Origin of the sequence: Streptomyces sp. NPDC096040, assembly GCF_040303265.1 — a bacterium.
Lineage (GTDB): Bacteria > Actinomycetota > Actinomycetes > Streptomycetales > Streptomycetaceae > Streptomyces.
Genome location: NZ_JBEOTA010000010.1, coordinates 137,505 through 157,915, shown reverse-complemented (window position 1 = coordinate 157,915; position 20,411 = coordinate 137,505). Strand labels below are relative to the sequence as shown.

Sequence of the window (20,411 nt, the reverse complement as noted above, 5' to 3'; positions counted from 1 at the left end):
GGGAGTCCTTACGTGCTTCCTGGACGGGCGATTTCTCACTCCTCTGTGGTTGTGGAGATCGAAAAGGTTGCCGGGATTTTTCCCCACCCACCCGACCCCGCCTGCGCATGCCCACGACACATCCGTATGGTTTCGCCATGACCCCTGAGCTCATCCCGATCGCCTACGAGCCGCACGGCCGTACCGAGGCGATCGGCCGCTATTCCGACGGACAGTTCCTGGCGTCGGTCACGTACGCGTTCCCCGAGGGGTTCCGGCTGGACGAGGGCTGGGAGGAGCAGAAGCGGCTCTACTCCGTGCTCCATCTCTTCGACGCCGAGGGCCGCTACCGTGACTCGCAGATCTGGTGCGCGGGCAGCTGGGCCGAGCAGCGTCGGGACCCGGACGGCACGGACTCGGTGCTGTCCCGGGCCCGGGCCCGGCTGGCGACCATGCTGCGCAGTCTGCCCCGGCGTACGTACACGGACATAGCGATCCGCCCGTTCCGGCTCACCGTCGACGGCGTGCTGTTCGGCCTGGTGGCCAAGGAGGACGAGGACGGCCCGTGGGCCGAGCTGTACCCGGACCGCCTGGGCTTCGGCGAGCCGTGGGACGGCCGGTACGACACCTGACGTACCGGCCGTCCATGGGGATCAGCCGGCTGATGGCGACGGGGCCGGGCCGCCGCCGCCCTCGCCGTCGTTCGTCGCGTCCTGGTCGACGGACATGGTGATCGAGCCCTGGACGCCCCTGGCGATGTCGTCCTTGCGGTAGCGGAGCTTCAGCAGGCCGCCCTGGGTGCCGGACTGGTCGTAGGTCGTTTCAATCATGCTGTTCCGTCAGCCTGTTGAGGCTCCGGAAGCTGTTCGTTGTCTGTCATGCCGCCGGAAGCTAGAGGCGCAGCCTGTCAACGACCTTGGAAAAAAGCCCCCTTGCGCACTCCCGCGCGCAAGGGGGCTGGAAATCGACGCCGGCCTGCCCAGGCCTGCTCGCTACTTCGGCTGGGGCTTCCGGATGGACAGGTGCAACTCGCGCAGCCGGGCCTCGTCCAGCTCGGTCGGCGCGCCCATCATCAGGTCCTGGGCGTTGCCGTTGAGCGGGAAGGCGATGGTCTCGCGGATGTTGGGCTCGTCGGCGAGGAGCATCACGATGCGGTCCACGCCCGGGGCGATGCCACCGTGCGGCGGGGCGCCGAAGCGCAGCGCGCGCAGCATGCCGGCGAACTCGCGCTCGACGGTCTCCTCGTCGTAGCCCGCGATCCCGAACGCCTTGAGCATGATGTCCGGCTCGTGGTTCCGGATGGCGCCGGAGGACAGCTCGACGCCGTTGCAGACGATGTCGTACTGCCAGGCCAGGATGTCCAGCGGGTCCTGGGTCTCCAGGGCCTCCATGCCGCCCTGGGGCATCGAGAACGGGTTGTGCGAGAAGTCGATCCTGCCGGTCTCCTCGTCCTTCTCGAACATCGGGAAGTCGACGATCCAGCAGAACCGGAAGACGTTCTCCTCGAAGTGCCCGGCACGGCGAGCGGCTTCCACCCGCACCGCGCCCATGATCTTGGAGACCTCGTCGAACTCGCCCGCGCCGAAGAAGACGGCGTGACCGGCGGCCAGCTGGAGCCGCTTGGTCAGCTCGGCCACGTTCTCCTCGGTGAGGAACTTGGCGATCGGGCCGGAGAGCGAGCCGTCCTCGGCGACGCGGACCCAGGCCAGGCCCTTGGCGCCCTGCGAGACGGCGTAGTCACCGAGCTGGTCGAAGAACTTGCGGGGCTGGTCCTGGACCGCCGGCACCGGCAGCGCACGCACATGCTTGCCGGCGAAGGCCTTGAACTCCGAGCCCTCGAAGATGTCGGTGATGTCGACCAGCTCCAGCTGGGCGCGCAGGTCCGGCTTGTCGGAGCCGTACTTCAGCATCGCCTCGCGGAACGGGATCCGCGGGAACGGCGAAGTGACCTCACGGCCGCCGCCGAACTCCGTGAACAGCTCGGTCATCAGCTGCTCGATCGGGCGGAAGACATCCTCCTGCTCGACAAAGCTCATCTCGACGTCGAGCTGGTAGAACTCGCCCGGCGAGCGGTCGGCGCGGGCGTCCTCGTCGCGGAAGCAGGGCGCGATCTGGAAGTAGCGGTCGAAGCCGGAGATCATCAGCAGCTGCTTGAACTGCTGCGGGGCCTGCGGCAGGGCGTAGAACTTGCCCGGGTTCAGACGGGACGGCACCACGAAGTCACGGGCGCCCTCGGGGGAGGTGGCGGTGAGGATCGGGGTGGCCATCTCGTTGAAGCCGAGGGCGACCATCTTGTGGCGGATGGCCGAGATCACGGCCGTACGCAGCATGATGTTGCGGTGCATGCGCTCGCGGCGCAGGTCCAGGAAGCGGTACTCCAGACGCCGCTCCTCGTTGACCCCGTCCTCGGCGTTGATCGTGAACGGCAGCGGGGCGGCCGCGCCGAGCAGCTCGACCTCGCCGACCTCGACCTCGACCTCGCCGGTGGGCAGGTCGGGGTTGATGTTCTCGCTGCCGCGGGAGACGACCTTGCCGTCGACTCGTACGGTCGACTCCTTGCTGAGCTTGTCCAGGGCCTCGTAGGCAGGCGTGCCCGGACGTGCCACGAGCTGGGTGATGCCGTAGTGATCGCGCAGATCGATGAAGAGGATGCCGCCCAGGTCGCGCCGATTGTGCAGCCAGCCGCTCAGCCGGACGTCGGTGCCGACGTCAGAGGAGCGGAGCTCGCCGCAGGTGTGGGACCTGTACCGATGCATCGTGGTTCATCCAGCCTTCGCGGATCGGGGTGTGGTATCAGCCTGGCGTTTCACGTGAAACACCCCCAGCGTACCGGGCCCCCCAGCGCCGACTCTCACCATTACCAGGTCGGTGATCGGTAGCGTTTTTCGATCTGATCTTCTTAAAGTGGGGCAATGCGAACTGGCGAGCCCCTGCCCGCCGTGGAGGACGTCCTCACCGCCCTCGCGACCGGACTGTGGCACTGGGACACGGCTACCGGGCTGGTCACCGCGGATGCGGAGGCGGCGCGGCTCATCGGGCTGCCTGCCGAACCGTCCCTCCTGTCGGAGGCCCTGGTCCGGTCCCGTTTCCACCCCGTGGACTGGAACGAGAACACCAGCATCACCCGGCTGGCCGCCATCGAGGGCACGCTCGGCGAGGTCCGGATGCGGGTCATGGACGAGCGGGGCCGGCTGATCCGTACCGTCCGCAGCCGTTTTCGACCGGTGTACGACGCCGAGGAGCGCGTCTACCGGGTGACGGGCACCATCCAGGAGGTCACCGAGCCGTCCCCCGGCGCTGCCGCCCAGCATCCGGTCACCGGCGACTGGCGGCGCTCCCGTGAGGCGTTTCTGCTGGACGCGGGCCGGGCGCTGGCCGAGGCGCGGTCCACCGAGGAGGTGCTGCGGGTCGCCGGGGGGCTGTCGATGCCCGGGTTCTCCCCGGACGGGCTGGCCGTCTTCGGGGCCAAGGGCGACCGGCTGACGATGATCGGCCACCACGGTCAGCAGATCGACGAGGACAGCCCCTTCTCCAGCATGCCGCTGGACACCGACTACCCGGCGGCGGAGGTGGTACGGACCGGCCGGGCCGTCTATCTCTCCTCCCCCGAGCAGTACAGGTCTCGCTACCCGGTCACCTGGCCGCTGGCCGAGCGGTTCGGCCGTCAGTCCTGGGCCTTTCTGCCGCTGACGGTGGCCGGGCGGACCATGGGCGCCTGGATGGCAGGGTTCGCCTATCCGGTGTCGTTCACACCCGACGAGCGGTCCGTGCTCACCACGGTGGCCCGGATGCTGGCACAGGCCCTGTCGCGGGCCGGGATCGCCGACTCGGAGCGGGAGCTGACGGACGGGCTCCAGCGCACCATGCTGCCGACGCTCGGCCCCGAGATACCCGGCATGGACTCGGCCGCCCGCTATATCCCGACCGGCGGCGGCCTCCAGGTGGGCGGCGACTGGTACGACATGATCCCGCTGCCGTCCGGCCGGTACGCCCTGGTCATCGGCGATGTCCAGGGCCATGACGTACGGGCCGCGGGCATCATGGGCCAGCTCCGGATCGCGCTGCGTGCCTACGCCTCCGAGGGCCACCGCCCGGACGCGGTCCTCTCCCGGGCCTCCCGTTTCCTGCACGGGATCACCTACGACGAGGAGATCACCGACCTCCGCTTCGCGACCTGCCTGTACGTGGAGGCGGACCCGGTGACCGGGGTGCTGGAGATCGCCCGCGCGGGACATCTCGACCCCGCGATCCGGATGACCGACGGCACGGTGCTGCGGCGGCCGACGGCGGGCGGGCTGCCGCTCGGCATCGACCCCGACGCGGACTATCCGACCACACGGTTCACCCTCGAACCCGGCGAGATCATGATGATCTGCACCGACGGTCTGATCGAGACCGGCGGCCATGACATCGAGAGCGGCTGGCAGCGGGTCCGGGCGATCATGGAGGACCACGACGGCGACCTGGAGAAACTGGCCGACGCCCTGGTCCAGGCCGTGCACGGCCCCTCCTCGCACCACACCACCGGGCCGCTGGCCGACCGCCGCGAGGACGACATCGCGGTCCTGCTGCTGTCCCGGCCGGGCGCCGGCCCCATAGCCGTACGGCCCCGGGTCCGCCGCACCCTGCTGTCGGTGGCCCAGGACGAGCCCGAGCGGGTCGCCGAGGCCCGCCAGCAGCTGCGCGAGCTGCTGCACGACTGGGACTCGCCCGACCAGGTCGACTCGGCGGTGCTGCTGCTCTCCGAGATGCTCACCAACGTCCTGGTCCACACCGACGCGGACGCGCTGCTGCTCGCCGAGGTCTGCGGTCCGGCCCCTGAGCGCCGTCTGCGCGTCGAGGTCACGGACACCGGCGACGACCTCCCGCACAAGCGCCGCCCCGGCGAACTGGCCTCGTCCGGCCGCGGCCTGGTGCTGATGGAGCTCCTGGCGGAGGCCTGGGGCGTCGACCCGCGCGGGGAGGGCAAGAGCATCTGGTTCGAGCTGTACGAGAACGGCGAGGGCGACGGGTCCTAGGCGGTCCACGAGCGCGGGACGGGTCCTGGCGCTAGGCGGTCGCGTAGCGCGCCCGTAGCTCGTGTACGACGCCGAAGGCGGCCGCGGTGAGCGGTACGGCGAGCAGCATGCCCAGGATCCCTGCGACGGAGGCCCCTGCGGTGATGGCCAGCATCACCACCGCCGGGTGCATCTGCACGGTCCGGCTCTGGATCATGGGCTGCAGCACATGACCCTCCAGCAGCTGCACGGCGAGGACGACGCCGAGTGTCCACAGCGCGATGACGAAACCCCGGTCGGCGAGGGCGACCAGTACGGCGACGGCACCGGAGATGAAGGCGCCGAGGTAGGGGATGTAGGCGCCGACGAGGACGAGCGCGCCGAGTCCGACGGCGCCCGGGACCTGGAGGATCAGCAGGCCGACGGTGATGCAGACGGCGTCGATGAACGCGATGACGGTGGTGCCGCGCATGAATCCCTCGATGCCCTCGAAGGCACGACGGGCCATGGCCTCCAGCAGATCGGCGCTGCCGCCGGGCGCCACGGTCCGGATGGACTCGACGACGAGATGCGAGTCACGGAGGAAGAAGAAGACCAGCAGCAGCGCCAGTACGGCCATGGCGATGCTCTCGCCGACCACGCTCACGCCGCTGATGACGTTGGAGGCGGCCGTCCCGCCGAACTTGCTCAGCAGTTCTTTGGCGTTGCCGGCCAGGTCGTCGAGCGAGGTCCCGGCGGCCCCGAAGTGCTGGGCGAGCGACTTCGCGGCGTTCTTGAGGGACGAGGTGATCTGGCCGCCGGTGTCGATGAGCGCGGCGACGACGATATAGACGGCTCCGCCGACTACCGCGACGACCGCGACGCAGGTGAGCCCGGCGGCGAGGGACCGCTGCACGCCGGCCGCGACGAGCCACCGGTACAGGGGCCTGAGCAGGGCGGTGCCGAGGAGGGCGAGCAGCACGGGTGTGACCGCGGTACGGAACTCCGAGCAGAGCCGGACACCGATCCAGCCGACGCCGGCGGCCAGCAGCAGAACGGCACACCACGCGGCGAACCGGCGCACGGGCTCGGGCAACAGCGACACCGCACCAGCGGATCACGCGAGGCCGGTGGGTGCCCTGCCGTACGCGACCGGGTGGGTGAGCCGGAACCCGGCTCACCCACCCGGTCGGTCGACGAGAACCGTTACGCCTGCGGACCGCTCTCCGTCATTCCGTGGACGGCCGGGACGGTGCCCAGGCGGCCCTTCTGGAAGTCCTCGAAGGCCTGCATCAGCTCGTCCTTGGTGTTCATGACGAACGGGCCGTAGTGGGCCATCGGCTCCCGGATCGGCTGTCCGCCGAGGAGGACGACCTCCAGGTCCGGGGTGTGGGAGTCCTGCTTCTCGTCCGCGCGGACGGTCAGCGAGGAACCCGCGCCGAAGACGGCCGTCTGACCGAGGTGGATCGGACGGCGCTCCGCGCCCACCGCACCCTTGCCCGCCAGCACGTACGCCAGCCCGTTGAAGTCCTCGCGCCAGGGGAGCGTGATCTCGGCGCCGGGGGCCAGCGTCGCGTGGATCATGGTGATCGGCGTGTGCGTGACGCCGGGACCGGCGTGACCGTCCAGCTCACCGGCGATGACGCGCAGCAGCGCGCCGCCGTCGGGGGTGGTCAGCAGCTGGACGTTGCCACCGCGGATGTCCTGGTACCTCGGCGCCATCATCTTGTCCTTGGCCGGCAGGTTCACCCACAGCTGCAGGCCGTGGAAGAGACCGCCGGACATGACCAGGGACTCCGGCGGCGCCTCGATGTGGAGCAGGCCGGCACCGGCCGTCATCCACTGGGTGTCACCGTTGGTGATGGTGCCACCGCCGCCGTTGCTGTCCTGGTGGTCGAAGATGCCGTCGATGATGTAGGTGACGGTCTCGAAGCCACGGTGCGGGTGCCAGGGCGTGCCCTTGGGCTCGCCCGGCGCGTACTCCACCTCACCCATCTGGTCCATCATGATGAACGGGTCGAGATGGCGGTAGTTGATCCCCGCGAACGCCCGGCGTACCGGGAAGCCCTCGCCCTCGAAACCGCTCGGCGCGGTCGTGACGGCGAGCACGGGACGGGCCACGGCGTCGGCCGGTGCGGCCACCCGGGGAAGGGTCAGCGGGTTCTCGACGGTCACTGCAGGCATGTTGGCTCCTCCTTGTACGCCCAGTTTAGTTGAGCGTTGAACTTTCTGCCACCTCTAACGGAGAAAGCCCGGAGGACATTCCCTCCGGGCTTAGGTCATCCGCCGAACGGTGGATCAGTTGCTGAAGTAGATGTACTTCCAGCCGCTGTACGTCGTGGAGTTCACGGTGTCGCCGGACGAGCCGTTGACGTACACCGAACGCAGCCGCGCCCGGATGCCGGACTCGCCGGGTGCGCCCAGCCGTACGGCCGACTTGCCGCTCGTGCCGAGCGCGAAGTACTCGGAGTCCGTCGAGTACCACTTGCCCTGGTAGTAGACCTCGAGGTCCAGACGGTGCTCGCGACCCGGGTAGTAGGTCATGGTCGTGGTGAACACCGGGTCGGTGTTCTTGTGGAACCAGTAGTACGACGTCGAACCGATCTTCGCCGTCTTGTAGTGCTTGGAGACCGCGGTGGAGATCTTGACCCGCGCGTACGCCGTGGCCTTCACGGTCTTCGGCGCGTAACGGGCGTCGCCGTCGAAGACCGCGGAGACGGCCGTGTCACGGGTCATGTCCACCCAGGCGGCGATGTTCCCGTGGGAGTCCACCTTGCCGGCCTTGATCAGCTTCTTGCCCTTGTCGCCGCCGAAGGGGTCCGCGTAGATCTTGACCGAGCGGTTCTTGTACGTCGTCCCCAGGTGCGCCGTGAACTTCACGTCAGCGCCGTAGTTGTACAGCTTGCCGTTGTTGTTCAGGCTCAGGCTCGACGCCGTGCGGGAGACCGCGACCTTGTCGGAGGCGGAGACGGCGGTGTGCCCGGCGTCGCCCGCGAAGGTCACCTTGTACGTGACCGTGCCGCCGGCCGGCGGGGTGTCCGGGAAGGAGTACGTGCCGTCCGACTTGACCGTGACGGAGGCGAGCGCCTTGCCGCTGGGGGTGGAGATGTCGGTACGAGTGACGGAGAGCTTGGTGCCGGCGGCGAGCGGGACGGTCGCCGAGAGCTTGCCGGTGACGGTGAGCTGCTTGGCGCGGGCCGCCGAGCTCGGGGCGTTGACCGTGAGCGTCGGCACATTGAGCGTCGGCTGGGTCAGGACCTTGAGCGTGTAGGTGCCGCCGCTCGGCGCCAGCGCGAAGATCCGCGAGGAGTCCGGCGCCCAGCGCACGTTGCCGACGGCGTAGTCGGACGAGGAGCCGACGGTGTAAGTCCGCAGCGGCTTGGTGGCGTCGGGCCGGTAGACCGCGACCTTGCCGGCACCGACCTGGGCGACCAGCCCGTTCGCCGCGACGTCGGCGCCCCACCCGCCGGGGTAGGCGCCGGCCTTGCTGAACTTGCCGTCCGCCCACGCGTCCCGGTCGGTGCCGTTGACCAGCACCTGGTCGGCGCCGGGGACGAGGTCGATGTCCCCGATGCCGCTGTTCAGGGTGTAGTCGCCGGAGTACCAGGCGGTGACCTTGGCGGCGTCGCCGGAGACGTCGAGGACCGCCATGGAGTCGGTGGAGATGCCGGTCTCCCCGACGGCCAGCAGGCCCGGCCGGGTCGGGTCGGTGTCCAGCAGCCCCTGCCCCCAGATGCCGCTGGAGGTGCCCTCGGTGGGGAACTGCGCCATCGCCACCGGGTCGGTCCCGCCCGCCGGGTCCACCGCCGGGTCGATGGAGCCGATGTCGCCGTCCCACTGGTCGCCGTACGAGAACCACGCCTTGCCGCCGGCGAAGGCCAGGTGGCGTGGGCCGGTGTCGGTCGGGATGCTGTACGTCGCTTTCACGTCCAGCGTGGCCGTGTCGAGTGCGAGGACCTGGTGGGTGTTGGGCAGGGCCGCGTACAGGGTGGAGCCGTCGTCCGACAGGGCCAGGTCGCTGACGCTGCCGAAGCCGGTGTGCGAGTCGACGAGGGTGCCGCTGTAGTCGGCGGCGAGGATCCGGCCGTTCGCGGCGTCGCCGACGAACACGCGCTGGAGCGCGCCGTCCACGACGAGACCGCCGGTGTTGGTGACGGTGGTGGCGGCCGCCGAGGCGGTCCCCGCCGCCACGACGCTCAGCGCCGCCGAGCTGAAGAGGACCGCGAGTGCCGTCGCGACCGAAGTGCTGCGCATGCGCACAGTGATGAAACCCCCAGTGGAAACCCGGGTTCGCCGGGTGGATGAGAGCGCCGCGCGGCACCCGCACACGACCGCGGAAGAGCGGTTGCGCGTGGGGCGCGGCTGCCTGGGGCAGCCTATGGCATGGCTGTGACAAAGGGGGAGCGGGTTTTGCCGGGGGTCCCGAGAACTCCGAGGGCCGCGCGGGCAGCGGTCCGCGGTAGTGAAGGGGGCGTCCAGCCGCGGTGAAGGGGAGCGTCTAGCCGCGGTGAAGGGGAGCGTCTAGCCGTACATCCGCCGCATCGCGAAGTCCACCATCTGTTCGACCGCCTTCGCGTCGAAGACCATCCGGTGCTCGCCCTCCATGTCAAGGACGAAGCCGTAGCCGGTCGGGAGCAGGTCGATGACCTCCGCGCCCGTGATCGCGAAGTACTTGGACTCCTTGCCCGCGTAACGGCGCAGCTCCTTCAGCGAGGTGAACATCGGGATCACCGGCTGCTGGGTGTTGTGCAGGGCGAGGAAACCGGGATTGTCGCCGCGCGGGCAGTACACCTTGGACGTGGCGAAGACCTGCTGGAAGTCCTCGGCGGTCAGCTGGCCCGTGGTGAAGGCACGCACCGCGTCCGCGAGCGAGGGCGGGGACGGCTCCGGGTAGAGCGGAGGCTGCTGGCCGTACCCGCCGACGCCGCCGGGCATCTGCTGCGGCGGGGCGTACTGCTGCTGAGCGGCGCTACCGTCCATGGGCTGGCCGTATCCGTACATGGCCGCAAGCCTACCGAGACACGCGGCGCCCGCGAGAAGGTAGACCCTTCTCACACTTCACCTGAGGGGGTTGCGTCTTATTACCGACGGGTAGCATCATCGGAGCTACTCGTTGGTATATGAACGCTTGCGCGAGGAGTCAGTGCCTCGCCGAATCCGGATACGGAGCCGTCACCATGGGGCACTACAAGTCCAACCTCCGCGACATCGAATTCAACCTGTTCGAAGTGCTCGGTCGCGACAAGCTGTACGGCACCGGCCCGTTCGCCGAGATGGACACCGACACCGCGAAGAGCGTCCTGGAGGAGCTGGCCCGGCTCGCCGAGAACGAGCTGGCCGAATCCTTCGCCGACGCCGACCGCAACCCGCCGGTCTTCGACCCGGAGACCAACACCGCGCCGGTCCCGGCGTCCTTCAAGAAGAGCTACAAGGCCTTCATGGACTCCGAGTACTGGCGGCTCGGCCTGCCCGAGGAGATCGGTGGTACGACCGCTCCCCCATCGCTGATCTGGTCGTACGCGGAGCTGATCCTCGGCGCCAACCCGGCCGTGTGGATGTACTCCTCCGGCCCGGCGTTCGCCCGCATCCTCTTCGAGGAGGGCACCGAGGAGCAGAAGAAGTGGGCCCAGATCGCGGTCGACAGGACCTGGGGTTCGACCATGGTGCTCACCGAGCCGGACGCCGGCTCGGACGTCGGCGCCGGCCGGACCAAGGCGGTCCGGCAGGAGGACGGCTCCTGGCACATCGAGGGCGTGAAGCGCTTCATCACCTCCGGTGAGCACGACATGGAGGAGAACATCCTTCACTATGTGCTGGCCCGGCCCGAGGGTGCCGGCCCGGGCACGAAGGGGCTGTCGCTCTTCCTCGTCCCGAAGTACCTCTTCGACTTCGAGACCGGCGAGCTGGGCGAGCGCAACGGCGTCTACGCCACGAACGTCGAGCACAAGATGGGCCTCAAGGCCTCCAACACCTGCGAGATGACCTTCGGCGACCGGCACCCGGCCAAGGGCTGGCTGATCGGCGACAAGCACGACGGCATCCGCCAGATGTTCCGGATCATCGAGTTCGCCCGGATGATGGTCGGCACGAAGGCGATCTCCACGCTGTCGACGGGCTACCTCAACGCCCTCGAGTACGCCAAGGAGCGCGTCCAGGGTCCCGACCTCGCGAACTTCATGGACAAGACCGCGCCCAAGGTCACCATCACCCACCACCCCGACGTCCGCCGCTCGCTGATCACCCAGAAGGCGTACGCCGAGGGCATGCGCGCCCTGGTCCTCTACACCGCCTCCATCCAGGACGCGATCGCGCTCAAGGAGACGACCGGCGAGGACGCCTCCACCGAGCACGCGCTGAACGACCTCCTCCTGCCGATCGTGAAGGGCTACGGCTCCGAGAAGGGCTACGAGCAGCTCGCCCAGTCGCTGCAGACCTTCGGCGGCTCCGGCTTCCTGCAGGAGTACCCGATCGAGCAGTACATCCGCGACGCCAAGATCGACACCCTCTACGAGGGCACCACCGCGATTCAGGGCCAGGACTTCTTCTTCCGGAAGATCGTCCGCAACCAGGGCGCGGCGCTGAACTCTCTCGCCGAGGACATCAAGAAGTTCCTGGCGCTCGGCACCGGCGGCGAGGAGCTGGCGGGCGCCCGCGAACACCTCGCCAAGGCGGCCGTGGAGCTGGAGGCGATCGTCGGCCTGATGCTGACCGATCTCGCCGCCACCGAGCAGGACGTCAAGAACATCTACAAGGTGGGCCTGAACACCACCCGCCTGCTGCTCGCCTCCGGTGACGTGATCGTCGGCTACCTGCTGCTCAAGGGTGCCGCGGTCGCCGCCGAGAAGCTCCAGACCGCCTCCAACAAGGACAGGGCGTTCTACACCGGCAAGATCGCGGCGGCGAAGTTCTTCGCGGCCAACGTGCTGCCGGGCGTCACCCTGGCCCGCAAGGTCGCGGCCGACGTCGACCTCGACCTGATGGAGCTGGACGAGTCCGCGTTCTGATCGACATGCTGAAGGACCTGCTGATCGACCGATCGACGTTCTGAACGACCGAGTCGCCCACGGTGGCCCGCTCCCTCTTCGGGAGCGGGCCACCGCACGTCGTTAAGGTGAGGAACATGAGCGAACCAGCCCGCTTCGATCGCGGCCACACCGACGACCTCATGTCCTTCCTCGCGGCCGGCCCCACGCCGTACCACGCCGTCGCGAACGCCGGCGAGCGGCTGGAGAAGGCCGGTTTCCGGCAGGTCGCCGAGACGGACGCCTGGGACGGGACGGCGGGCGGCAAGTACGTGCTGCGCGGCGGCGCGATCATCGCCTGGTACGTCCCGGAGGGCGCGGCACCCCATACCCCGTTCCGGATCGTCGGCGCACACACCGACTCCCCGAACCTGCGGGTCAAGCCGCGCCCGGACACCGGCGCGCACGGCTTCCGCCAGGTCGCCGTGGAGATCTACGGCGGACCGCTCATGAACTCCTGGCTCGACCGGGACCTGGGCCTGGCCGGCCGGCTCAGCCTGCGCGACGGCTCCACCCGCCTGGTCGACGTGCGCCGGCCGCTGCTGCGAGTCCCCCAGCTCGCCATCCACCTGGACCGTGCGGTGAGCACAGACGGGCTCAAGCTGGACAAGCAGCGCCATCTCCAGCCGATCTGGGGCCTCGGCGACGACATCCGCGACGGCGACCTCATCGCCTTCCTGGAGCAGGAGTCGGGCCTGCCGGCCGACTCGGTGACCGGCTGGGACCTGATGACCTACGCCGTCGAACCGCCGGCCTACCTCGGCCGCGACCAGGAGCTGATGGCCGGCCCCCGGATGGACAACCTGCTCTCCGTGCACGCCGGTACGGCGGCCCTCGCGGCCGTGGCGGCGGGCGGCCCCCGGCTCCCCTGCATCCCGGTGCTCGCCGCCTTCGACCACGAGGAGACCGGCTCCCAGTCCGACACCGGCGCGGACGGCCCGCTGCTCGGCAGCGTGCTGGAGCGCTCGGTGCTGGCGCGCGGCGGGTCGTACGAGGACCGGGCGAGAGCCCTCGCCGCCAGCGTCTGTCTCTCCTCCGACACCGGCCACGCCGTCCACCCCAACTACGCGGAGCGCCACGACCCCACGCACCACCCCCGGCTCAACGGCGGCCCGATCCTCAAGGTCAACGTCAACAACCGCTACGCGACGGACGGTTCGGGTCGCGCGATCTTCGCCGCCGCCTGCGACAAGGCCGGGGTCCCCTTCCAGACCTTCGTCTCCAACAACTCCATGCCCTGCGGCACCACGATCGGTCCGATCACCGCGGCCCGCCACGGCATCCGGACCGTCGACATCGGCACGGCGATCCTCTCCATGCACAGCGTCCGCGAACTGTGCGGCACCGACGACCCGTTCCTCCTCGCGAACGCGCTGACGGCTTTCCTGGAGGGGTAGTTGTACATGCCCCGGCCGCCCCGGGGTACCCGACGGGAACCGGAACCACCGAACCTGAAGGGGAGGCAACGCTCATGGGGCTAGGCGGATGCATCATCCTGATCGCCGTGGGGGCCATCCTCACGTTCGCGACCGACTGGCACATGCAGGGCGTCAACCTCGACGTGGTCGGCCTGATCCTGATGGCCGTCGGAATCATCGGGGTCGCCACGTTCACCAACATCGCCCGTCGCCGGCGGGTCGTAGCGCCTCCGACGACGGTCGTCGAGGAACGGCACCATCACCACCAGGACGAATACGGCGGCGGGTACGGCGTCTGACGGAGACGCCTAGGCGTCCTGGTCCATTCCGGCCAGGACCAGCGGCAGGCGGTTCGCTCCTCCTGCCGTGACCCGTACCGGGACTCCCCAGTCCTGCTGGTGGACATGGCAGGCCGGGTACTCGTTCGCGGAGTCGTCGTCGCAGGACGCGGCCATCGCCGAGATGTGCAGGACGCCTTCCGGCACCGCCGGGTTCAGGTCCAGCTCTCTCGTCAGGTCGGTGTCCGCGCCCTCGCCCTTGAGCAGCAGCTCCGGCGGGGTCGAGGACACCAGGAGCCTGGTCGACGGGCCGTAGCGCGTGTCCAGTTTCTGGCCCGTGGGCGCCTGGAAGATCACGTCCAGGCGGAGGCGGCCGGGGGTCACCTCGGTCGCCGCCCGCTGGGTGCGGTGGGCGACCGACTCCACCCGGACCGCCTCCTCGGGCAGCCGCAGCCGGGTCAGACGGTGACGGGCCGACTCGACCACCACGATGTCGTCGCCTGCCAGCACCGCGTCGCTCGGCTCCCGCAGGTCCGTGGCGAGCGTGGTGACCTGACCGGTCGCCGGGTCGTAGCGGCGCAGCGCGTGGTTGTAGGTGTCGGACACCGCGACCGAGCCGTCAGGGAGCGCCGTCACACCCAACGGGTGCTGGAGCAACGCCTGTTCGGCCGCGCCGTCACGGTGCCCGAAGTCGAAGAGGCCGGTACCCACGGCGGTGTGGACGTGCCCGTCCAGGTCGACCCAACGCAGGGCGCTGGTCTCGGAATCGGCGAGCCACAGCCGGTCGGCGGTGGCGGCGAGACCGGACGGCTGCGCGAACCAGGCCTCGGCCGCCGGCCCGTCTACCAGCCCCTCGTTGGTGGTACCGGCGGCGACCGCGACCGTCCCACGCTCCGGGTCGTACGCCCACAGCTGGTGCACGCCCGCCATGGCGATCCACACCCTGCCGCCGAAGACCGCCACGTCCCAGGGGGACGACAGGTCGATCTCCCGGGCCGGGCCCGAGGTCGGGGAGCCCTGCCACCACTGGCGGCCGGTGCCGGCGAGCGTGGTCACCTCGCCGGTGGCCGGGTCCAGGCGGCGCAGGGCGTGGTTGACGGTGTCGGCGACGACCACCGAACCGTCCTCGAGGAGCGCCAGCCCCTGCGGCTCACTGAAGGAGGCCTCGGCAGCCGGACCGTCGGCGAAGCCGCGCACACCGGAACCGACCCGCCGTACGACCGTCTCCGCGTCCTCGGCCAACTCCACCAGCTGGTGCCGGGTGGTGTCGCTGACCAGGAAGTTCCCGGAGGGCAGCAGCAGCGCCTTGCCGGGGAAGCGCAGGGCGGTCGGCTCGGGCTCCGGCGGCACATACGGTCCGTCGCCGCGCCGCAGGGTGCCCTTCGCCTCGTGCTCCGCCTCCAGCTCCTCGACCAGCCGCGCGATCGCGTGCGCGTGGCCCTCGCCGGCGTGCTGGGCGACGACGTACCCCTCGGGGTCAATCACCACCAGCGTCGGCCAGGCCCGCACCGCGTACTGCTTCCAGGTGGCGAGCTCCGGGTCGTCGAGCACCGGGTGCTCCACGCCGTACCGCTCCACGGCGTCGACGACCGCCTGGTGCTCCGCCTCGTGCACGAACTTCGGCGAGTGCACCCCGATGATCACCACCGTGTCCCGGTGCCTCTCCTCCAGCTCCCGCAGCTCGTCCAGGACATGCAGGCAGTTGATGCAGCAGAACGTCCAGAAGTCCAGAATGACTATCCGTCCTCGCAGGTCAGCGAGGGTGTACTGCTTGTCGCCGGTGTTCAGCCAGCCGCCCTTGCCGATCAGCTCGGGGGCGCGGACGCGGGCACGGCGTGGGGTGGGGGCCGGGGATGTGTCGCTCATGGATCAAGGGTGCCACTTGTCGCCGGGAGAGCGATCGCGCCTGTGAATAACTCGCGTCCGCGCTGGTCAGGGGAGGATGTGGCCCGTCGTCGCGTCCACATGGTCGGGGATCTCGTCGTGGCGGTCGCCGACCGTGGACGTGCCGGTCGGTTCGAAGAGGAGGATCGAGGCGCCGGCCGGGGCGGCCGGCTTGTGCTCGGTGCCGCGGGGGACGGTGAAGACCGAGCCCCTGGGCAGGACGACCGTGCGTTCGCCGGCCGGCTCCCGCAGGGCGATGTGCAGCTCGCCCTCCAGGACCAGGAAGAACTCGTCGGTGTGGTCGTGGACGTGCCAGAGGTGCTCGCCCTCGACCTTGGCGACGCGGACGTCGTAGTCGTTGACGGCGGTGACGATCCGGGGGCTCCACAGGTCCTCGAAGGAGCCGAGGGCGTGGGTGAGGGAGACGGGTTCGCTGTTCATGGCGCTGTTCATGGCGTTCATGGCGTTCATCCTGGGCGCTCGCCCGGTGGTCGGGTGAGTGCTAGAAATCGCATATGGCGCAAGGATCCTCTCAGCCGACTCATCGGGTGGCCGTGATCGTCGACGCGGGCACCAATCCGTTCGAGGTCGGGGTCGCCACCGAGCTGTTCGGGCTGCCGCGGCCCGAGCTGGGGCTGTCCGTGCCGCCGTACGAGGTGACGCTGTGCGCGCCCACGCGCGAGGTGCGCATGAACCACGGCTTCTTCACCCTGAGCGGAGTGGCCGGGCTGACGGCGGTGGACGCGGCGGACACCCTCGTCGTACCGGGGCGCCCGGACAATGTCGTACCGCGCGGTGCGGACGTCCTCGACGCGATCCGGCGTGCGCACGCGCGCGGGGTGCGGGTGGTGAGCTTCTGCACCGGGACCTTCGCGCTCGCCGAGGCCGGGCTGCTGGACGGGCGGCCGGCCACCACGCACTGGCGCTGGGCCGACACCTTCCGGCAGCTGCATCCCCGGGTGCTGCTCCGGCCGGACGTGCTCTTCGTCGACGACGGTGATCTGCTCACCGCGTCCGGCAGTGCGGCCGCGCTCGATCTGGGGCTGCACATCTGGCGGCAGGACCACGGCGCCGAGATCGCCAACGCGGTCTCCCGGCGGCTGGTGTTCGCCTCCCACCGGGACGGCGGGCAGCGGCAGTTCGTGGAGCGGCCGGTGCCCGAGGTACCGGACGAGTCGCTCGGCCCGCTGCTGGCCTGGGCGCAGGAGCGGCTGGGGGAGCCGCTGACCGTGGCGGACCTGGCCGCGCGGGCGGCCGTCTCCCCGGCGACCCTGCACCGCAGGTTCCGCGCCCAGCTGGGCACCTCACCGCTGGCCTGGCTGACCGGGGAACGAGTGGCCCTCGCCTGCCGGCTGATCGAACGCGGGGAGGAGCGCCTGGACGTGGTGGCGGCGCGCAGCGGCCTCGGCACCGCGGCCAACCTGCGCGCACGGCTGCGGCGCGAGACCGGGCTCAGCCCGTCGGACTACCGGCGGCGTTTCGGGCCGGTGGGCCGGGAAGGGGTAGGGACATGAGATTCCTGGTGAGGGACCGGCTCCTCGGCTTCGGCGAGGACTACTGGATCGAGAACGAGCACGGCGACAAGGTGTTCCTCGTCGACGGCAAGGCCATGCGGGTGCGGGACACGTTCGAGCTGAAGGACCGGCACGGGCGCGTGCTCGTCGACTTCCACCAGAAGATGTTCGCCCTGCGCGACACGATGGTGATCGAACGCGAGGGCGAACCCCTGGCCACCATCAGGCGCAAGCGGCTCTCCCTGCTGCGCAACCACTACCGTGTGCGCCTGGTCGACGGCACCGAACTGGACGTCAGCGGCAAGATCCTCGACCGTGAGTTCGCCGTCGAGTACGACGGTGAGCTGCTGGCCGTGGTCTCCCGGCGCTGGCTGCACGTACGGGAGACCTACGGCCTCGACGTCGTACGGGACGACGCGGACCCGGCGCTGCTGATCGCGGTGGCGGTGTGCGTGATCCACCTGGCCGACAAGGAGCGGGAGGAGGATTAGGGGAGGATCAACGGCGCGGGGGTTCCAGGCCGAGCAGGCGGTCCTTGAGGGCGGGGAACTGTTCGCGGGTGGCGGCGACCTTGGCCGGGTCGAGGTCGACGGTGAGGATCTCCTCGCCGGCGCCCGCCTCGGCCAGCACCTCGCCCCAGGGATCGACCACGATCGAGTGACCCGCCTGCGGAACTCCGGCATGCGTCCCGGCCGTTCCACACGCGAGCACGAACGCCTGGTTCTCGACCGCCCGCGCCTGGGCGAGGAGCGTCCAGTGGGCGCGGCGCCGCTCGGGCCAGCCCGCCGGGACCACCATCGTCTCGGCGCCGGCGTCGACGAGTGCGCGGAAGAGTTCGGGGAAGCGGAGGTCGTAGCAGGTGGCCACGCCCAGCGTGGTCTCCGGGAGCCGGACGGTCACCAGTTCCTGTCCGGCGGCCATCAGCACCGCCTCGCCCTTGTCGAAGCCGAAGCGGTGGATCTTGCGGTAGGCCGCGGCCAGATCACCGGAGGGGGAGAAGATGAGAGCCGTGTTGTAGAGGGGGCCCTCCCCCGCGGCGGAGCCGCTGTCGGATGGCGTGCGCTCGGGGATGGAGCCGGCGTGCAGCCAGACGCCCGCGTCGCTCGCCGCCTTCGCCATCGCCTCGTACGTCGGGCCTTCGAGCGGTTCGGCCTCGGTGGCGAAGTCCTGGTAGGCGAACGCGCCGGTCGTCCACAGTTCGGGCAGTACGACGAGATCGGCGCCCGCCTGCTCGCGCACCAGTGCGGTCACGCGTCGTCGGCGAGATTCGACCGATTCGTCCTCGTTTACATCGATCTGGATGAGCGAGGCGCGCACAGTACCACCGTCCTGGCATTCGAGCCGTCCATACGGGCCTACGATCGTCACACGAAAGCACTGCCCGGGTGCCTCACAGCAGCGTAACTTAGCGTCTCAAGACACCCGCCGACAGCAGCCACCTCCCGCTGGCAGCGCCGCCACAACTGCCCGAGTACCGACCGCCGAGGGGTCCCGTTCCGTGAGTCTGCATCCCACTCTCCAGCCCTACGCCGACGCCTGGACCCACTCCATCGAAGCGATATCCGAGCTGGTGACACCCCTCGTCGAGGGCGAGTGGAACCGGCGGACACCATGCCCGGGCTGGTCGGTGCGTGACGTGGTCTCCCATGTCATCGGCTTGGACTGCGAGATGCTCGGCGACCCGCGCCCGATCCACACCCTGCCGCGCGACCTCTTCCACATCACCAACGAGCACCAGCGCTACATGGAGATGCAGGTCGACGCCCGCCGCCACCACACGGCGCCCGAGATGACCTCCGAGCTGGAGTACACGGTCATCCGCCGCAACCGGCAGCTGCGCAACGAGTCGCGGGAGCCGGGACACATCGTGCGCGGGCCGATGGGCAAGGAGATCACCCTCGAGGAGGCCATGCGCAACCGTGCGTTCGACGTGTGGGTGCACGAGCAGGACCTGCGGACGGCGCTGGGGCGGCCCGGCAATCTCGACTCTCCGGGCGCGCAGGTCGCCCGGGACGTGCTGCTCGACGAGCTGCCCCGGGTGGTCGCCAACAAGGCGGACGCGCCGCGCAGCTCGGCCGTCATCTTCGATGTGCACGGGCCGGTGGAGTTCCTGCGCACCATCCGCATCGACATCCAGGGCCGCGGCACCCTGGAGGCCACCCCCGCCCTCGGCCCCGCCGCCATCTTCACCCTCGACTGGGAGACCTACGTCCGCCTGGCCTGCGGCCGCATCACCCCGGACGCGGCCGCGGACCGGGTGAAGGCGGAGGGCGACCAGGAACTGACGGCGGCGATCCTGCGGAACTTCGCGGTCACGCAGTGAGAAGCAAGGCAGTGAGAAACAAGGGTGGGCGCCGGTAATTCGGTGTCCCCCGGCGGCCGTCGAGACCTACCTTTCCCGGCATGACCACTGCCACCACAGCGCACGACGACCTCCCACCCCGCCTCACCCGGCTCACCTTCCACGGCCCGCTCTCCGAGGCCCGCGCGGCGGGAATGGTACGGCGGCTCGCCGCGTCCCGCCCTGCCACCGTGCTCGACATCGGCTGCGGCTGGGGCGAGTTGATGCTCCGGCTGCTGGGCGCCGCACCGCAAGCGCGTGGGGTCGGAGTGGATGTGAACGCCGCGGATCTGACGCGGGGGCGGCGGGCCGCGGAGGCGCGCGGGCTGGCCGACCGGGCGGAGTTCGCCGAGGAGTCGGCGATGGGCACCGGTCGCGGCCCGGCCGACGTGGTGCTGTGCCTCGGGGCGAGCCAGGCGCTGAGCGACGACCTGGTGACGGCCCTGCGGGAGCTGAGGCGGCTGGTGACCGACGGCGGGCGCGTCCTGCTCGGCGAGGGCTTCTGGCAGCGCACCCCGACCGAGGCGGAGCTCTCCGGGATGTGGCCGGGCGCCTCGACCGCCGACCACCACGACCTGGCGACCCTGGTCGACCTGGCGGTGGCGGCGGGCTTCCGCCCGGAGTGGACCGAGACGGCGAGCCTCGAGGAATGGGAGGAGTTCGAGTCGGCGTACCAGGCGGACCAGGAGGTGTGGCTGGCGACCCACCCCGGCCACCCCCTGGCCCCGGAGACCCGGGCCCGCCTGGACACCCACCGCGCGGCCTGGCTGACGTACCGGGGCGTACTGGGCCTGACCTACCTCACCCTCGTCCCGACAACGAACTAACCAACCCCCACCCACACCCGACCACCAGCCAACCGACCACCCCACCAGCGGCCACCCGACCACCGCACCACCGCACCGCCACACCACCGCACCACCGCACCACCGCACCACCGCACCACCGCACCACCGCACCAACAGCCGACCGACCGCCGCACCACCCGCCCGTCACACC

At 70.1% G+C, this 20,411-nt stretch carries 18 protein-coding genes; 9 read left to right on the top strand and 9 right to left on the bottom strand.

Annotation, left to right across the window (positions count from 1 at the left end):
* The first annotated feature begins 137 nt into the window (after window positions 1–137).
* A complete protein-coding gene (locus ABTY98_RS15785; RefSeq protein WP_351738215.1) occupies window positions 138–611 on the top strand; it encodes a hypothetical protein in 474 nt (157 codons plus the stop codon).
* A 21-nt stretch (window positions 612–632) separates the two neighbouring features.
* Here ABTY98_RS15785 and ABTY98_RS15780 read toward each other — a convergent pair whose 3' ends face one another.
* Both ABTY98_RS15780 and aspS read right to left on the bottom strand, forming a co-directional pair.
* A complete protein-coding gene (locus ABTY98_RS15780) occupies window positions 633–809 on the bottom strand; it encodes a hypothetical protein (protein ID WP_352221471.1) in 177 nt (58 codons plus the stop codon).
* Between the two features lie 162 nt (window positions 810–971).
* The gene (aspS, locus tag ABTY98_RS15775; protein WP_352221470.1) at window positions 972–2,735 is read right to left on the bottom strand and encodes an aspartate--tRNA ligase; all 1,764 of its coding nucleotides are present in this window, start codon (window positions 2,733–2,735) and stop codon (window positions 972–974) included.
* A gap of 156 nt (window positions 2,736–2,891) precedes the next feature.
* Here aspS and ABTY98_RS15770 point away from each other — a divergent pair, with 156 nt between their 5' ends.
* Entirely contained in the window at window positions 2,892–4,997 is a 2,106-nt protein-coding gene (locus ABTY98_RS15770) for a SpoIIE family protein phosphatase (protein ID WP_352221469.1), read from the top strand.
* 31 nt (window positions 4,998–5,028) lie between these two features.
* Here ABTY98_RS15770 and ABTY98_RS15765 read toward each other — a convergent pair whose 3' ends face one another.
* From ABTY98_RS15765 to ABTY98_RS15750, 4 genes are all read right to left on the bottom strand, one after another.
* Window positions 5,029–6,060, bottom strand: a complete 1,032-nt coding sequence (locus tag ABTY98_RS15765; protein WP_352221468.1) for an AI-2E family transporter — start codon at window positions 6,058–6,060, stop codon at window positions 5,029–5,031.
* Window positions 6,061–6,161: 101 nt separating this feature from the next.
* Window positions 6,162–7,139 (bottom strand): pirin family protein, encoded by a 978-nt coding sequence (locus ABTY98_RS15760; protein ID WP_352221467.1) that lies wholly within the window; start codon window positions 7,137–7,139, stop codon window positions 6,162–6,164.
* A gap of 114 nt (window positions 7,140–7,253) precedes the next feature.
* Window positions 7,254–9,209: a YncE family protein gene (locus ABTY98_RS15755; protein ID WP_352221466.1), complete on the bottom strand. Its 1,956-nt coding sequence runs from the start codon at window positions 9,207–9,209 to the stop codon at window positions 7,254–7,256.
* A gap of 267 nt (window positions 9,210–9,476) precedes the next feature.
* A complete protein-coding gene (locus ABTY98_RS15750) occupies window positions 9,477–9,956 on the bottom strand; it encodes an SseB family protein (protein WP_352221465.1) in 480 nt (159 codons plus the stop codon).
* 176 nt (window positions 9,957–10,132) lie between these two features.
* Between ABTY98_RS15750 and ABTY98_RS15745 the strand changes: the two genes are divergently transcribed.
* The 3 genes from ABTY98_RS15745 (at window position 10,133) to ABTY98_RS15735 (ending at window position 13,694) form a co-directional block, all read left to right on the top strand.
* Window positions 10,133–11,959 carry an acyl-CoA dehydrogenase gene (locus ABTY98_RS15745; RefSeq protein ID WP_352221464.1) on the top strand — a complete coding sequence of 609 codons (1,827 nt, stop codon included), beginning with the start codon at window positions 10,133–10,135 and terminating at the stop codon, window positions 11,957–11,959.
* 116 nt (window positions 11,960–12,075) lie between these two features.
* Window positions 12,076–13,374 (top strand): M18 family aminopeptidase, encoded by a 1,299-nt coding sequence (locus tag ABTY98_RS15740; RefSeq protein ID WP_352221463.1) that lies wholly within the window; start codon window positions 12,076–12,078, stop codon window positions 13,372–13,374.
* 74 nt (window positions 13,375–13,448) lie between these two features.
* A complete protein-coding gene (locus ABTY98_RS15735) occupies window positions 13,449–13,694 on the top strand; it encodes a DUF6458 family protein (RefSeq protein ID WP_352221462.1) in 246 nt (81 codons plus the stop codon).
* 9 nt (window positions 13,695–13,703) lie between these two features.
* Here the strand turns inward: ABTY98_RS15735 and ABTY98_RS15730 are convergent, their stop codons facing one another.
* Both ABTY98_RS15730 and ABTY98_RS15725 read right to left on the bottom strand, forming a co-directional pair.
* Window positions 13,704–15,539, bottom strand: a complete 1,836-nt coding sequence (locus ABTY98_RS15730) for a thioredoxin-like domain-containing protein (protein ID WP_352221461.1) — start codon at window positions 15,537–15,539, stop codon at window positions 13,704–13,706.
* Between the two features lie 66 nt (window positions 15,540–15,605).
* Window positions 15,606–15,998 carry a cupin domain-containing protein gene (locus ABTY98_RS15725; RefSeq protein WP_352221589.1) on the bottom strand — a complete coding sequence of 131 codons (393 nt, stop codon included), beginning with the start codon at window positions 15,996–15,998 and terminating at the stop codon, window positions 15,606–15,608.
* A 74-nt stretch (window positions 15,999–16,072) separates the two neighbouring features.
* On the opposite strand from ABTY98_RS15725, the gene ABTY98_RS15720 reads away from it, so the two are divergent.
* Window positions 16,073–17,071 carry a GlxA family transcriptional regulator gene (locus ABTY98_RS15720; protein WP_352221460.1) on the top strand — a complete coding sequence of 333 codons (999 nt, stop codon included), beginning with the start codon at window positions 16,073–16,075 and terminating at the stop codon, window positions 17,069–17,071.
* On the top strand, window positions 17,068–17,562 hold the full coding sequence (locus ABTY98_RS15715) for an LURP-one-related/scramblase family protein (RefSeq protein ID WP_352221459.1): 495 nt from the start codon (window positions 17,068–17,070) through the stop codon (window positions 17,560–17,562). The genes ABTY98_RS15720 and ABTY98_RS15715 overlap by 4 nt, the downstream gene beginning before the upstream one ends.
* A 7-nt stretch (window positions 17,563–17,569) precedes the next feature.
* On the opposite strand, the gene ABTY98_RS15710 is transcribed toward ABTY98_RS15715, so the two are convergent.
* Complete coding sequence (locus tag ABTY98_RS15710; RefSeq protein WP_352221458.1) at window positions 17,570–18,388, bottom strand: carbon-nitrogen family hydrolase; 819 nt, start codon at window positions 18,386–18,388, stop codon at window positions 17,570–17,572.
* Between the two features lie 181 nt (window positions 18,389–18,569).
* On the opposite strand from ABTY98_RS15710, the gene ABTY98_RS15705 reads away from it, so the two are divergent.
* Both ABTY98_RS15705 and ABTY98_RS15700 read left to right on the top strand, forming a co-directional pair.
* Window positions 18,570–19,394, top strand: coding sequence for a maleylpyruvate isomerase family mycothiol-dependent enzyme (locus tag ABTY98_RS15705; RefSeq protein WP_352221457.1), 825 nt, complete (start codon window positions 18,570–18,572; stop codon window positions 19,392–19,394).
* A gap of 80 nt (window positions 19,395–19,474) precedes the next feature.
* Window positions 19,475–20,239 carry an SAM-dependent methyltransferase gene (locus tag ABTY98_RS15700; protein ID WP_352221456.1) on the top strand — a complete coding sequence of 255 codons (765 nt, stop codon included), beginning with the start codon at window positions 19,475–19,477 and terminating at the stop codon, window positions 20,237–20,239.
* The last annotated feature ends 172 nt before the right edge of the window (window positions 20,240–20,411 follow it).